This window comes from Pseudomonas sp. E1MeOHC2, assembly GCF_058745025.1.
The window spans coordinates 2,216,045-2,229,353 of sequence record NZ_CP196675.1 but is presented as its reverse complement, the minus strand read 5'-3'; the positions used below and the strand labels follow the sequence as shown (position 1 = coordinate 2,229,353).

Sequence of the window (13,309 nt, the reverse complement as noted above, 5' to 3'; positions counted from 1 at the left end):
TGCGGGGCATGCTACTCGCGGCTCTTCAAACGACAAATGTGTCCGGGTTGTGGGAATCATGCTCGACTCCCCGTCAAAAGCCTGAATCCGGCCCAGGATGACCACTGCAGCGCTTGTGAGCGAGCGGCCCCGTGCTTTCGCTGTGGTAAGACGGGATTCGAGGTCGCCCTACGTTCAGCGTACGGGCCGGTATGCAAGGTCTGCGTTCCGTACTTCCGGAATCCAGAAACTTGTGAAGTCTGTGGACAGCTTTCGCAGCGAATCGCGGTCAGTTCAGTTACAGGTCTTCGCAGCTGCCAGAAATGCCGAGAACCCGCAAAAGCCACCTGCCCAAGTTGCCGTCGGCACCGCGTACTAGTCGAAGATTCTGACGGCGAAATGCAATGCAAGCTTTGCCATGAGGAAGGCGAGCGATCGTGCCCTTCCTGTGGAAACCAGATGCCAGCCGGCCGCATCAGTGAATGCGAGCCGTGCTACTGGACTGGACTGCTGTCAAAGCGTGTTGAGATCAACTTGAACGGGCTGAATGCAGTTCTGGGTAAAGCTTTTCTGGCGTTCTCGCTATGGTTACTTGAACGGAGCGGGCCACACAACGCTGCCCTGAGTATCAATGCCCACTACCTCTTCTTTCGTGAGCTGGAGGTGACCTGGGGCAACGTGCCTTCCTATGAGCGGCTTCTCGATCATTTCGGGGCGGCCAAGCTGCGTCGTGCCGAAAACCCAATGCGCTGGCTCGAGAAATCTGGTTATGTCCACGTCTGCGTTGCGAGTCGTGAAAACCATACTGAAAAACGACGGATCGAAGCTGTCCTGGCTGAGTTGGAGGATGGCTGGTCCCAAAAGCTGTTGTCCGGCTACCACGCGGTCTTGTTGTTACGCGTCAATCGACAGGAAACGGATTTACGCTCTGTCCGGCTGGCTTTGAGGGCTGCCACGAATTTCCTCAGAAGTGCGCGGCTGGCTCACGAGGCGAAGCCTGCGATGAAAGCGGTAGAAGCCTTCTGGCGAAATTCTCCGGGTCAGATTGCAGCCCTCACCGGGTTTATTGGCCATCTCAACAGAACCTATGGCCTGCAGCTAGAAGCGAAACCGGACAAGCGCTGGTTACAGAAAGCCAAGAAGGCGAAGGCTGAGCGGGAGCTCGTGGCCTTGCTACGTGATCAGGGCCAGGGAGACTTTGAGGTTCGCTGGATTGCCAAGGCGCTGATCTACTTCCATGATCTGTCTCGCGTTAACCGGAAGGCGCTGGCGTACAGGACCGAACGTTTCGATAACACGGACGGTTTCAGCGTTGAACACGGCACTTCCAGGTTGTGGGTGCCTGCAGCTAGCAGCTTCCTCAGATCACAGGAACTGACGAAGCCCTAGACCAGTTTGATCTTCATCTGTCCGAACGCGTTTATGAACCTCCGGCGGTGAACGAGGGCCTTTCCATGCGGACGGTGTCGGAAAATGATCGTTTCGTTGGGAAACAGGCCGAGAAGGTCCCAGAAATTGCCCAAAGCCCGGCGTGTCGCTTTGCACACCCGGTTGATGAACTCCTCCATCTCAATCAGATCGGTGATGCTGCAAGGCATCAATACTCCCGAGTAACCGACAGGCTTCTTGTTCTTTTCGTCCGGTTCAGCACGCTGTATCTCAAAACAGAGATAAGCCTGGCCATCCACTATGATGCGCAGCACCATCATCCCTCGGCGTTCGGTACATTCTGCATCGAGGTAGATCCAGCGAAGGGCTTTACCTTGATCAGGCGTCAGCCCCTCGGCATTGAACAGCATGATCCTCGGCGTAGTGCCCGTGTGGAATTTTGGGGGTGTGTACCAGCTCACATCAGTTACACGCTTGGGGTTATCTTTCTTGATCGATATAAATGCATGCCATACGTCGTTCAAGAACCCAAACGACTCCACTTCGGCATCAGGGACGTTATCCGCCACATGCTCTGATTTGCCCACGCCTTTCCCACGGCCGAACCCCGTACCACTCGCGTGCGTGTCTGGTTTCGGAGGCCGCGGTCCCAGCCGCCCTCGATCTGTTTGCGTAACATTCCTAATGGTTTTGACTTCGCGTGCTCTAAGCGCTCCAACGAAACGCGCATTGAATCCGGAAGACCCTCAAAAGGCTCTTTTCTGCGATATTCGGCGATCCAGCCGTCGACCAAGGCTCGGTGGTCCGCCACACCATTTTGGTCCTCGCCACCTGTCATGATGCTGTGCCGAATTCTGCAAGCGATATCGTAAGCCGTGCGGTCGGTAACGCCTGCTGTCTTAGCCAGGTCGCAGACTTCTGACCATGTCGGCTGGCAAAATTTTATCGCGGCGCGAATGTCCCTGGCGAATCGATGCACTTGAACTGCAGAAACCACGTCTTCAATCAGCTTCGGGAGCATCGCGCAGCCCCCAATGGCAATGGTACCTACGAGCACCGTTAAGAAAATATCAGCATGCGACATGCAGGCGAGCCCACTCCAGAAAAGTACCTATGATGAGGGCGCGTAAGTTACCTCATCCAACTGTCACTCGCACCCCTAGCCGCTCTGGGGCGCATTCTTGCAGCCATCGGCGTCTCCTAGATCACTCCTGCTAGGCTTAGAAACAAGTACCCGATCAGCAGGCAGGCTGCGGGTATGCCAGAGACCACGGTTGGGGCGAGAAAAACGATTCATACCTTCTGCGAGCGCGCGCTGAAGTTCTGGTGCATATCGCGACACCAGCGTTCCCAATCGCTGTCAATTCCGTACTCTCGATTCTCAGACGCACGCAAACAGCTTTTACAGTCGCATCTATTTCGAATATTTCGCACTTAATTCGAAAACCTACAGCTGCCGCCTACCAGTGCAGGGCCAGAGGCGGAGTGGTGCGGGTGGCGGAAGGGGCGTTGCGGCCAGCTGTTTAGCGGCGCATGGCCGCTGACCGACTGAATGGCCGCCACCTCCAGTGCTTCGCGCTCATCCAGCGGCGGCAGAAGCCCTGGCAGGCGGCTGGCAAGCAGTGTCTTGCCGGTACCGGGCGGGCCGGTAAACAGCAGGTTATGGGCCCCGGCTGCGGCCAGCAGCAAGGCGCGCTTGGCCGCCACCTGGCCCTGTACCTCGCTGAGATCGGGGTAGGGCCGGCTGTTCAAGACCAGGCCATTAGCGGCATAGGGCGGCAGGGGCACTTGGCCGTTCAGGTGGGCGACCAGTTCCAGCAGGTGCCCGACGGCATACACCACAAGCCCGCCTGCAAGGCTTGCTTCCTCGGCGTTTTCCCGTGGTACTACCAGGGCGCGGCCCGCTTCTCTTGCCGCCAGAGCCGCCGGCAGCACACCCTGCACGGGGCGCAGTTGGCCGGACAGCGCCAGTTCGCCCAGGCACTCGATGTCACAAAGGGTAGCCACCGGGACCTGCCCACTGGCGGCGAGAATGCCCAGGGCAATGGCCAGGTCATAGCGCCCGCCATCCTTGGGCAGGTCGGCAGGTGCCAGGTTCTGCGTGATGCGCCTGGCGGGGTAATCCAGGCTGGAATTGACGATGGCACTGCGTACCCGGTCTTTGCTTTCCTTGACCGTGGTTTCGGGCAGGCCGACCAGGGTCAGGTGGGGGAGCCCGTTGGCCAGATGTGTTTCGACGCTGACCGCCGGTGCCTGCACGCCAACCTGGGCGCGGCTGTGGACGAGGGCAAGTGACATGGACGCTCCATTGTCGCGGAATGGGGCCGCTTCCTGCGGCTTGGGCAAGCTTAGCGGCGTCAGCCACGAACAGCGCAAGAAGTGTGCGTCCGGGTTTTTCAGGCTTGAACTATGAAGCTGACACGTCGCTGCGATTCAGACGGCAGGATGCTCAGATCAACAGTTCGTAATTCGAGAGTTGCTTGACGATCTCTGGGAGTCGCTGCTTGAGGAGCGTATCGAGTAGCTCGCGGGGTGTATAAACAGGGTTCTTCAGCGCCACGCGCTGCTTCTTGACGGCCTCGAGCACGGCTGCTTGGTCAAGGTCCCAAATGTCGGAAAGGAACACATCGGGATGCAATGCTTCGATCTCAAAACGTTTCAAGATCGTGGGCGGGAAATCTTTGAGGTTGTATGTGACGATCACTGTGGCGCCACATTTGATGGCTGCCGCCAAGACGTGTCTATCGTCTTCGTCAGGAAGGTCTAGCCCTTGTATCAACGGCTCGTAGTCGCTCACCAAGGAGTCAGCAACAGCCTGATTCATGAATGCGACTGTGCGAGCAAGTTGTGCAGCCGCTATGTCAGGGCGGTTTTTCAACACGTTTCGCGTCCATTCATCGTGAATTTGCTCGGACCAGCGCGCGCGATACACGCCTGTCAGAGCCAGATGCATCAGTAGATCACGCAAGGGCGCGGGATACAGCACGCAGGCATCATAGACAACGGTAAAGGGTGACTGCCTCATCAATACCCCATATTGAGTTCTTGGGCTTGTGCAGCCAGTGCTTCCATGGCGGCCTGGCTCGCTTTATCACGCTCAGCCTTGTAAGCCATCAGGTCGGTGAATTTTATGCGGCGGTGGCTGCCGGTTTTGGTATGTGGGATTAGCCCCTCGTCTAGAAGCTTGACCAGGTGAGGGCGCGAGACGTTGAGCATGTCTGCGCCTTCTTGAGTGGTCAGTTCTGCATGAATAGGCACCACCTTTACGGTGTTGCCCAAGGCCAGTTCGTTGAGTATGTCGCCGAGCAGTCTGAGCGCGAACGTTGGCAGTTCAACGGTCTGACGTTGCTGGGCTTCATCAACGAGCTCAATGCGCTGAGTATCCAGCTTCGTCGAGAGGAAAGCGGCAATCTGGCGGCTTGACTCAATAGCCGCAGCGATCGCTTTTTCATCGGGGAGGATGGTTTGAGCTAGATCGGCGGTGGTCATGGGTGTTCTCCAGCAGCTAATTGGAATTCCTGACGCCTGGTACGACAGGTAGCTAATTTTTATTCGAAACAAACGAAACAAGCAATAGTCGAAATAAACGAAACAAGAGATGGCGCTGGAGTTGCGCTGCAGTTGGCCGTCGGTGCCTGTGCGCGGCTTGGGCAAGCTTAACGGCGTCAGCCACGAACAGCGCAAGAAGTGTGCGTCCTGGTTTTTCAGCTCAGGGGTTTTCCCTGGGTTTTCACACTATTTGACAAAAATGGATCCAATTGGCTTTGCGCAGGTCCAGGGTATGGCTTAGTGTTGAAGTGCTACTGCGATTGCCATGGGATGGCAACGCGACTTCCTTCAAATGGACTTGAGGTATTGCCCCGTGCAAACGCTCACTCGTACTCGCCAGACCATTCGTGAACTGGTGCAGGCCAGTGCATTCGTTGAACTCAACCGCTTCTTCGACATCCTTGAAGTGCGCTGGCGGCAGTCGCTCCCCGGTGAGTTTCCTGCCTATCTGGAGGCGGTCGAAGGGCACATGCTGGTCGATTGGGACAGCCAGGGCGACAAGGCCCTGACGCAGATTCTCAAAGCCTGGATCGATGCCTGCCCCAGGGCCTATCACCCTCAGGTGGTGATGGGTTTCCACTGTTTCAGCCGGGCCTGTCATATCCGCAGTAAGGCCGCGGCAGACGCCATTAGCGCCGAGTCCAGGCTGGCGGCCGATCAGGTTTGCGAACTAGGCGCCGCCCACTTGTTGCGTGCCATGGGCCGTTCGGCGCAGCCGGTGGCGGCGGCTATTGGCATGCTGCGGATCAGCGCGCACTTTGCCGAGCCCGGCTGGTTGCTTGAACTGTTCAACGGCCAGCCGGCGCGCTTCAGCCCGAGTGCTCATGCCGATGTGGAGGTGCAGGAGGCTGCCGCGCCGCTTCTGGTGAAATACGGCCTGCTGCCACTGGCCGAGCTGCCACAAGCCTTGCCAGCGTGCCTGGGCGAACGTGCCGAGCAAGGGCGAGAAGATGCCCAGCATTATTGGCTGCGCCATGCCCTTGGCGCATTCCCCGGCTGTTTTGAAGCGCTCCAGGCCCGTGCTGCCTACCTGTTACCCCGTTGGGGAGGCAGTTACGCGGCGATTGAGCAATTGGCCAGTGGCCCGCTGTGCGAACGCTGGAGCGAAGAGCAGCGCAATGCGCTGCGCTGGCTGGCTATCGAGGACCAGCTCGAACTGCCGCATGCCGGCCAATCGCAGTCGATTGCGGCCTGGCAGCAGGTCTTCATGGCGTGGTCGCTTCGTCCGCTCAGGCCCAGGGAGCGCGCTACCTTGTTGGCATGGCGTGGCGCTTTGCGTTGTGGTGCTCAGCACGACTACGCGGGCGGCCTGCGCGATTTTGTCGTCTGTGTGAATCTTTACCCTGACCTGGGGTTCGCCCCGGCCATCGGCCAGCCCTTCCGTAGTTTTGTCTGCCTCATGCTGTTCCATGGTGTGAAGGATGACCAGCAGGCATTTCGTATCGCCATCGAGCGCCTTTGCGAGAGCCACTCGCACCCCGCCGCTTGCGCGCTGCGGGCGGTGGGGCATTGGTTTGGTCTGTGGGGTTTTCAGTGTTCGAACGAGCAGGCACGTGTTTGGTCGCAGGCTGCGGTTAAACGCCAATGTGGCCGTCAAGGGCCGGGTTTGGACGTGCTGGAAGTGGCACGCCTGCTCTGGGCTGCCAACCTGCACGAGGCCGCCTTCTACCTTTATGAACGGTCTGCCGAGCTGAGCCTGCCAGAGGCTGCCCTCAGCCTCCATGACCTGCACCGTGGTGCGCTGACCAACACCCCAGAGCAGTACCTGGATACCCGTGCCGCCGAGTATTGGTTGCTGCGCGCGGTAGAGACCGGTTGCAAGCAGGCCAAATACGCCCTGGCATGCCGACGCATGCAAAGCGCAGAAGCCTTGAATGAGCGCAGTGCCATGCTGGCAGTCAGGCGCTTGCTGAGCGATGCGTTGGGCAACGTGCAGACCGCTGCCAGTGCGCGTCTACAACTGGGTATTCTGCTGCGTCAGTTCGGTGAGCCGCAGGAGCAGGCCGAAGCCGTCGAATACTTGCTTGGCCTGGTCGAGCACCCGGACGACTGGATTGCCGCCCGCGCCAGCGCGGAGCTGGGGCTGGCCTGGATGCAAGGGCAGGGCACGCGCAAGCAAAGCCGCTTCGCGGCCATCGAGTGGATCAACCGCGCGGTTGCGTTGCAGCCGGCTGACAACGACATCGAGCATATCCAGGCCGAAATACTCAACTCGCACAACCGGGTAAAAACGCTGTTCACTTTGTGCGGTGCGACGCTGTTCCGTGGCACATTGCACCCCAGCGAGTTACCACCGAAGCGAGCGAGCGCTCAGGCCTGGGCATGAACCCAGGCCTGTGGCTGTCAATGGGTCAGGGCCTTGCGCCGAGGATGATGTGCGAGGCCTTGATCAGCGCAGTGGCGCTTACACCGGGGGCAAGGCCAAGCTCTTGAACGGCTTCGCGGGTGACGATGGCGAAAACCTCGGTCCCCCCCGCCAGCTTCAGCACGACTTCTGCGTTGACCGCGCCGTCGCCGACTCGCACCACTTCACCTTCCAGGGCATTGCGCGCCGAGAGGCGGTAGCCGTCGGCATCGGTCATCAGCACGACCCATGGCGCCTTCACCAACGCTACGGCTTGTTTGCCGACGTTGATGCCAAGGTTATGCAAGCTGGTCATGGTGACCACGGCCACCAGTTTTTCGCCGCCGGCCAGGGTCAGTTCGACCTCGGCATTGACCGCACCGGGCTGAACCGCGCTGACGGTACCTTCGAAGACATTGCGGGCACTGACTTTCATGCTGAAGCACTCCGTGTCGATTGTGATTCCTGGGTGGGTGGCGCCATCCGCGCTTCCAGCTCGGCGACCTGCTTTTCCAGCGCTTCCAGGCGAGCACGGGTACGGGCCAGGACGACCATCTGGCTGTCGAATTCTTCGCGGCTGACCAGGTCCAGCTTACTGAAGGCACCCTGCATCAGCACCTTGAACTGGCTTTCGAGTTCGGCGCGGGGCTGGGCGGTATCGCTGCTGAAAAGGCGCGAGGCCTGGTCGCTCAGGGCATCGAGGAGGGCTTTGGGCGCGAGCATGTTCGGCTGTCCACTGAAACTGAAAAAATGACCTGCAGTGTAGCACGCACCAAAACCCGCTTTTGCAGGGGTTGTGCGCTGCACATTTTTCGAGCAAGCCGCCTGGCCGTGATGCACCGAAGTTGTGCATCTTTTTGATGCTGGCGACTGGCCAACCGCGGCTGTTTCAGGCAACTCGCTGTTTTTTGAGGCTTTAGTGGAACTGGCAAGGTTTCTGCAATGACCTGTACGAGCCATGCACTGATGCAGTTCCTTGTGACCAGGCAGTGCGCACGCGGAGCCGGATGCCGACGACGCGTTACAAAGCTAACCGCTGCGCTTAGACTTGAGACGGGTTTGTTTTCCTGGGGCAAGTCCACCAAATCGGGAGAGAGTTTCATGAAGCTAGTCACAGCCATCATCAAGCCGTTCAAGCTGGACGACGTACGCGAGTCGCTGTCGGAAATCGGCGTGCAGGGCATCACCGTCACTGAAGTCAAAGGCTTCGGTCGGCAGAAGGGCCACACCGAGCTGTATCGCGGTGCTGAATACGTGGTCGACTTCCTGCCCAAGGTGAAGATCGACGTCGCCATCGACGACAAGGACCTTGATCGGGTGATCGAAGCCATCACCAAGGCAGCCAACACCGGCAAGATCGGTGACGGCAAGATCTTCGTGGTGAATCTGGAGCAGGCGATCCGCATCCGTACCGGCGAAACCGATACCGACGCGATCTAAGTAACAAAAAAGCCTCACCAAACCCAACGCCCCAGGAGAAAACAACATGACTCTGCGTAAGATCGCAGGGCTAGGAGCCCTATTGTCCCTCGTAATGCCCGGGCTTGCCCTGGCAGAGGAAGCTGCCCCAGCGCTGAACTCCGGCGACACCGCCTGGATGTTGACCGCTACGGCGCTGGTGCTGTTCATGACCATCCCGGGCCTGGCCCTGTTCTATGGCGGCATGGTGCGTTCCAAGAACGTGCTTTCGGTGATGATGCAGTGCTTCGCGATCACCGGTCTGATGAGCATTCTCTGGGTCGTCTACGGCTACAGCATGGCCTTCGATACCACCGGTATGGAAAAGGGCGTGCTCAACTTCAATTCCTTCGTCGGTGGCTTCTCCAAGGCCTTTCTCAGTGGCGTCACGCCCGACAGCCTGACCTCGGCCGCCGCGTTGTTCCCTGAGGCGGTGTTCATCACCTTCCAGATGACCTTCGCCATCATCACCCCGGCGCTGATCGTCGGTGCCTTCGCCGAACGTATGAAGTTTTCCGCGATGCTGGTGTTCATGGGCATCTGGTTCACCCTGGTGTATGCACCGATCGCACACATGGTGTGGAGCGGCGATGGCGCGCTGATGTGGGACTGGGGCGTACTGGACTTCGCTGGCGGCACCGTGGTGCACATCAACGCAGGTATCGCAGGCCTTGTGTGCTGCCTGGTACTGGGTAAGCGCAAGGGCTACCCGACCACGCCGATGGCCCCGCACAACCTGGGCTACACCCTGATGGGCGCGGCCATGCTGTGGATCGGCTGGTTTGGCTTCAACGCAGGTTCCGCCGCTGCCGCCAACGGCACCGCCGGGATGGCCATGCTGGTGACCCAGATCGCTACCGCTGCTGCTGCCCTGGGTTGGATGTTCGCCGAATGGCTTGGCCACGGTAAACCGAGCGCACTGGGCATCGCCTCGGGTGTGGTCGCCGGCCTGGTCGCCATCACGCCTGCCGCAGGCACCGTGGGCCCGATGGGGGCCCTGGTGATCGGCCTGTCCTCGGGTGTGATCTGCTACTTCTGCGCCACCAGCCTCAAGCGCAAGCTGGGCTATGACGACTCGCTGGACGCCTTCGGTGTGCACGGCATCGGCGGTATCGTCGGCGCCATTCTGACCGGTGTGTTCGCGGCACCGGCCCTGGGCGGGTTCGGCGCTGTCACCGATATCGGCATGCAGGTCTGGATCCAGGCCAAGGGCGTGATATTCACCGTGGTCTACACCGCCATCGTTACCTACGTGATCCTCAAGGTACTGGACGTGGTGATGGGGCTGCGGGTCAACGAAGAAGAAGAGTCGGTCGGCCTCGACCTGGCTCAGCACAACGAACGCGGCTACAACCTGTAACCGCGACGCAGGAAAAACTTGCCCGGTTCGCCGGGCATTTTTTCGTCTGATTTTTGCCATTTCCCGCACGGCAAACGGTTTATCCCTCACGTTCGCGACGTAGGCGGAAAACTTACAAGATGACGGGTGTTTATGGAGCTTTGCTTTTTCCACGGGCGCGCTAGAATGCGCGCCGAAGGGTGTTGGACAAGCAGTCCGCATGCTTCCCCAGCCTTTGCTAGGCTTGCCATGAGTGCGTGGCCGGCAAGTGGCTCAAGAATTTCGTCAGGCCCTGCCAGGAGCAGGGCCTGCAGGGTACAAACCCTCCCATCAGGAGGTGGATGCCCAGGGCAGTGGCCAACCCACGGCCAGTTGAATTTTCACTGGTGGCTGCCGGTCTACGGCTGCACTGGTCTATAACTAACCTGCTTTTCGCAAGTCATGAGGTAGAACATGAGCGACGATGATCTGGAAAACGACGACCTCGAAGTAGGCGACGATGATGAGGCTGATGAAGGTCTAGAAGCAGCGGCTGATGACGTTGCGGAAGACTCCGGCGAAGACGATAGCCCCGCGCCCACTGCCAAAGGCAAGTCCAAGGCCGCTGTCTCGGTAGACGAGATGCCGAGCATGGAAGCCAAGCAGAAGGAGCGCGATGCCCTGGCCAAGGCGATGGAAGAGTTCCTTTCGCGCGGTGGCAAGGTGCAGGAAGTGGAGGCCAACGTGGTCGCCGACCCGCCCAAGAAGCCGGACAACAAATACGGTAGCCGCCCTATCTGAGTGGTTGCACACAAAAGAGCCCGCCGTCGCTGCGGGCTTTTTTGTGGGCTGGGGCTTATCGCTGCCTGTGCTGGCCCATTCGCGGGCAAGCCCGTTCCCACCGGTAGCAACACGTCTGTGGGAGCGGGCTTGCCCCGCGAATGGGCCGCAAAGCGGCCCCTGTCAGCGCCAGCGCGCGATCACCTCAGGCAACTGCGAAAGCCGCTGAATTTGGGCATCTGGCGCCCGCTCTCCGGCCCAGACCTTGCCTTGCGGGTTGAACCACACGGCGCGCAACCCGGCCCGCTGGGCACCGGCGATGTCATCGCCAGGATGGTCGCCAACATGCACCGCCGCACTGGCTTCCACCTCGCCACGTTTCAACGCCTCCAGGAAGGGTGCTGGGTCCGGCTTGCCGATCCCCAGATCTTCGGCGCACAAGGCGAAGCGGAAGTAGTCCGCCAAGCCCAGCCTGCTCACATCGGCGTTGCCGTTGGTGACCACCCCCAGGGTGTATTGGTGGCGCAGAATTTCCAGCACCGGCTGCACCTCAGGGAAGATCTCCACCTGGTGCCGTGCATGCAGGAACACTTCAAAGCCTTCATTGGCCAACGCCTGTGCGTGCTTCTCGCTGTAGCCGACTTCTTCCAGCGCATGGCACAGCACCCGCCGACGCAAGGCGCTGATACGGTGCTTGAGGCCGGGTTCGGCCTGCACCAGGCGCTCGCGGATGGCGAACAGGTGTTCGACCGGTACGCCGCCGAGGATCGGTGCATTGGCTTCGAGCCAGTCGCGCAGGACGACTTCAGCGCTGGCAATCACCGGCGCGGTGTCCCACAGGGTGTCATCGAGGTCGAAGGTGATCAGCTTGATGCTCATGAGTCAGTGCCTTTGCTGCGTTTGGCCCGAGGGTGGGCGCTGTCGTACACCGCGGCCAGGTGCTGGAAGTCCAGGTGGGTGTAGATCTGCGTGGTGCTGATGTCGGCATGGCCGAGCATCTCCTGCACCGCACGCAGGTCCTGGGACGATTCCAGCACATGGCTGGCGAAGGAATGGCGAAGCATGTGCGGGTGCAGGTGCTGGCCCAGCTCGCGCTCGCCGGCGGCCTTTACGCGCATCTGGATAGCCCGCGGGCTCAGGCGGTTTCCCTGGCGGGTGATGAACACGGCGCTGTCGCGTGGGCCGCCGATGCCGCGCAGGCGCAACCATGCCTGCAGCGCTTCGCGGGCCTTGCGGCCCACAGGCAGTACGCGAGCCTTGCCACCTTTGCCGAGCACCTGCACCAGCCCGCCGGCAAGGTCGAGGTATTCAAGGTCCAGACCCGTCAACTCGGACAGGCGCAGGCCTGACGAATAGAACAGTTCGAGGATGGCTTGGTCACGTCGGGCAATGAAGTCGTCGTCGACACCGCCATCGAGCAGTTGCAGGGCGCGGTCGGTGTCCAGCGTCTTGGGCAGGCGACGCTCGCCCTTGGGCGCTGAAAGGCCGCTGGCCGGGTCGTGCTGGCACAGCCCTTCACGGTTCAGGTAGCGGTACAGGCCGCGCACGGCTGAAAGCAAGCGCGCCAGGCTGCGCGAGGACTGGCCCTGATGGTGCTGGCGGGCGATCAACTGGCGCAGCTGCTGGATTTGCAGCGCTGGCCAGCCGGCAATACCCTGATCGTTGCAGTAGGCGATGACCTTGTCGAGGTCGCGGCGATAGGCCAGCAGGGTGTGCTCGGATACCTGGCGCTCATTGCGCAGGTGTGCGCAATAAGCTTCCAGCTGGCGTTCCATCAGCGCACCGGACGCAGGGTCTGGGTAACGCGCGGCACGACACGGCCCAGCACCTCGGCAATGTAGCCGAGGAACAGGGTGCCGACGCTGCTCTTGTAGTGTTGCGGGTCGCGGCTGCCAATCGCCAGAACGCCGTGCAGCCCTTGGTATTCGAGAGCTGCAACGGCGCTGGAGCCGACTTCCAGACGCTGATCTTCACCGAACAGGAACGCCAGCTCATGGTCGCGCAGGTTGCCGCTGACCGTCTTGCCGCCCCCCAGCAGGCCGCCGATGGCCTGGTTCGCCTCGGCGTTGCTGACCCAACGGCCCACCGGCGCGACGTTATCGCCGAACAGGATCAGGCTGACGAAGGGCACCTGGAATTCCTGGCGCAGGCTGTCTTCGACCGCCATCACCACTTCTTCCAGGCTGCCGGCATCGAGCAGGTCGAGGATCAGCCGGCGGGTCTTGTCGAACAGCCGGTCGTTGTCGCGCGCCACGTCCATCAGTTGCGACAGGCGATGGCGCATCTCGATGTTGCGGTCGCGCAGCAGCTTGAGCTGGCGCTCCACCAGCGACACGCTGTCGCCACGCTGGTGGGGGATGCGCTGTTCGAGCAGCAGCTCGTCGTGCTCGGCGAAGAAGGTGGGGTGGGCGCGCAGGTACGCGACCACCGCCTCGGCATCGAGGTCAGTGGACTGCTGGGGTACAACCTTGGGCTGATCGGTCATGGCGGTT

Annotated in this window: 14 protein-coding genes and 1 pseudogene; 5 read left to right on the top strand and 10 right to left on the bottom strand. The window is 60.5% G+C overall.

Annotated features, from left to right (window positions below):
• The first annotated feature begins 438 nt into the window (after positions 1-438).
• Positions 439-1,368, top strand: coding sequence for a hypothetical protein (locus ACSSU5_RS09950; protein ID WP_492561087.1), 930 nt, complete (start codon positions 439-441; stop codon positions 1,366-1,368).
• Here the strand turns inward: ACSSU5_RS09950 and ACSSU5_RS09945 are convergent.
• The 5 genes and pseudogenes from ACSSU5_RS09945 to ACSSU5_RS09925 all read right to left on the bottom strand — a co-directional run bounded on the left by ACSSU5_RS09945 (position 1,365) and on the right by ACSSU5_RS09925 (position 4,857).
• Positions 1,365-1,892, bottom strand: coding sequence for a hypothetical protein (locus tag ACSSU5_RS09945; RefSeq protein ID WP_492561086.1), 528 nt, complete (start codon positions 1,890-1,892; stop codon positions 1,365-1,367). The genes ACSSU5_RS09950 and ACSSU5_RS09945 overlap by 4 nt on opposite strands.
• Positions 1,889-2,452, bottom strand: a complete 564-nt coding sequence (locus tag ACSSU5_RS09940) for a ferritin family protein (protein ID WP_492561085.1) — start codon at positions 2,450-2,452, stop codon at positions 1,889-1,891. The genes ACSSU5_RS09945 and ACSSU5_RS09940 overlap by 4 nt, the downstream gene beginning before the upstream one ends.
• A 362-nt stretch (positions 2,453-2,814) precedes the next feature.
• A pseudogene (locus ACSSU5_RS09935) lies at positions 2,815-3,666 on the bottom strand (magnesium chelatase domain-containing protein); the annotation flags it as partial.
• Positions 3,667-3,817: 151 nt separating this feature from the next.
• Positions 3,818-4,393 carry a PIN domain-containing protein gene (locus tag ACSSU5_RS09930; protein WP_264311048.1) on the bottom strand — a complete coding sequence of 192 codons (576 nt, stop codon included), beginning with the start codon at positions 4,391-4,393 and terminating at the stop codon, positions 3,818-3,820.
• Positions 4,393-4,857, bottom strand: coding sequence for a helix-turn-helix domain-containing protein (locus ACSSU5_RS09925; protein ID WP_264311049.1), 465 nt, complete (start codon positions 4,855-4,857; stop codon positions 4,393-4,395). Before ACSSU5_RS09925 ends, ACSSU5_RS09930 begins: the two co-directional genes overlap by 1 nt.
• 373 nt (positions 4,858-5,230) lie before the next feature.
• Here ACSSU5_RS09925 and ACSSU5_RS09920 point away from each other — a divergent pair, with 373 nt between their 5' ends.
• The gene (locus ACSSU5_RS09920) at positions 5,231-7,243 is read left to right on the top strand and encodes a DUF4034 domain-containing protein (RefSeq protein ID WP_492561084.1); all 2,013 of its coding nucleotides are present in this window, start codon (positions 5,231-5,233) and stop codon (positions 7,241-7,243) included.
• Between the two features lie 25 nt (positions 7,244-7,268).
• Here the strand turns inward: ACSSU5_RS09920 and ACSSU5_RS09915 are convergent, their stop codons facing one another.
• The gene (locus tag ACSSU5_RS09915; protein ID WP_264311051.1) at positions 7,269-7,697 is read right to left on the bottom strand and encodes a TOBE domain-containing protein; all 429 of its coding nucleotides are present in this window, start codon (positions 7,695-7,697) and stop codon (positions 7,269-7,271) included.
• Positions 7,694-7,984 carry an accessory factor UbiK family protein gene (locus ACSSU5_RS09910; RefSeq protein WP_492561083.1) on the bottom strand — a complete coding sequence of 97 codons (291 nt, stop codon included), beginning with the start codon at positions 7,982-7,984 and terminating at the stop codon, positions 7,694-7,696. Before ACSSU5_RS09910 ends, ACSSU5_RS09915 begins: the two co-directional genes overlap by 4 nt.
• 378 nt (positions 7,985-8,362) lie before the next feature.
• Here ACSSU5_RS09910 and glnK point away from each other — a divergent pair, with 378 nt between their 5' ends.
• The 3 genes from glnK (at position 8,363) to sutA (ending at position 10,838) form a co-directional block, all read left to right on the top strand.
• Complete coding sequence (glnK, locus tag ACSSU5_RS09905; RefSeq protein WP_002555808.1) at positions 8,363-8,701, top strand: P-II family nitrogen regulator; 339 nt, start codon at positions 8,363-8,365, stop codon at positions 8,699-8,701.
• Positions 8,702-8,747: 46 nt separating this feature from the next.
• A complete protein-coding gene (locus ACSSU5_RS09900; RefSeq protein WP_264311053.1) occupies positions 8,748-10,079 on the top strand; it encodes an ammonium transporter in 1,332 nt (443 codons plus the stop codon).
• Between the two features lie 432 nt (positions 10,080-10,511).
• The gene (gene sutA, locus ACSSU5_RS09895) at positions 10,512-10,838 is read left to right on the top strand and encodes a dormancy-specific transcriptional regulator SutA (RefSeq protein WP_264311054.1); all 327 of its coding nucleotides are present in this window, start codon (positions 10,512-10,514) and stop codon (positions 10,836-10,838) included.
• A gap of 162 nt (positions 10,839-11,000) precedes the next feature.
• Here sutA and ACSSU5_RS09890 read toward each other — a convergent pair whose 3' ends face one another.
• The 3 genes from ACSSU5_RS09890 to ACSSU5_RS09880 are packed head-to-tail and all read right to left on the bottom strand — an operon-like array spanning position 11,001 to position 13,302.
• Entirely contained in the window at positions 11,001-11,696 is a 696-nt protein-coding gene (locus ACSSU5_RS09890; RefSeq protein ID WP_264311056.1) for an HAD family hydrolase, read from the bottom strand.
• Positions 11,693-12,592 carry a tyrosine recombinase XerC gene (gene xerC, locus ACSSU5_RS09885; protein WP_264311057.1) on the bottom strand — a complete coding sequence of 300 codons (900 nt, stop codon included), beginning with the start codon at positions 12,590-12,592 and terminating at the stop codon, positions 11,693-11,695. Before xerC ends, ACSSU5_RS09890 begins: the two co-directional genes overlap by 4 nt.
• Complete coding sequence (locus ACSSU5_RS09880; RefSeq protein WP_264311058.1) at positions 12,592-13,302, bottom strand: DUF484 family protein; 711 nt, start codon at positions 13,300-13,302, stop codon at positions 12,592-12,594. Before ACSSU5_RS09880 ends, xerC begins: the two co-directional genes overlap by 1 nt.
• Positions 13,303-13,309: the final 7 nt, after the last annotated feature.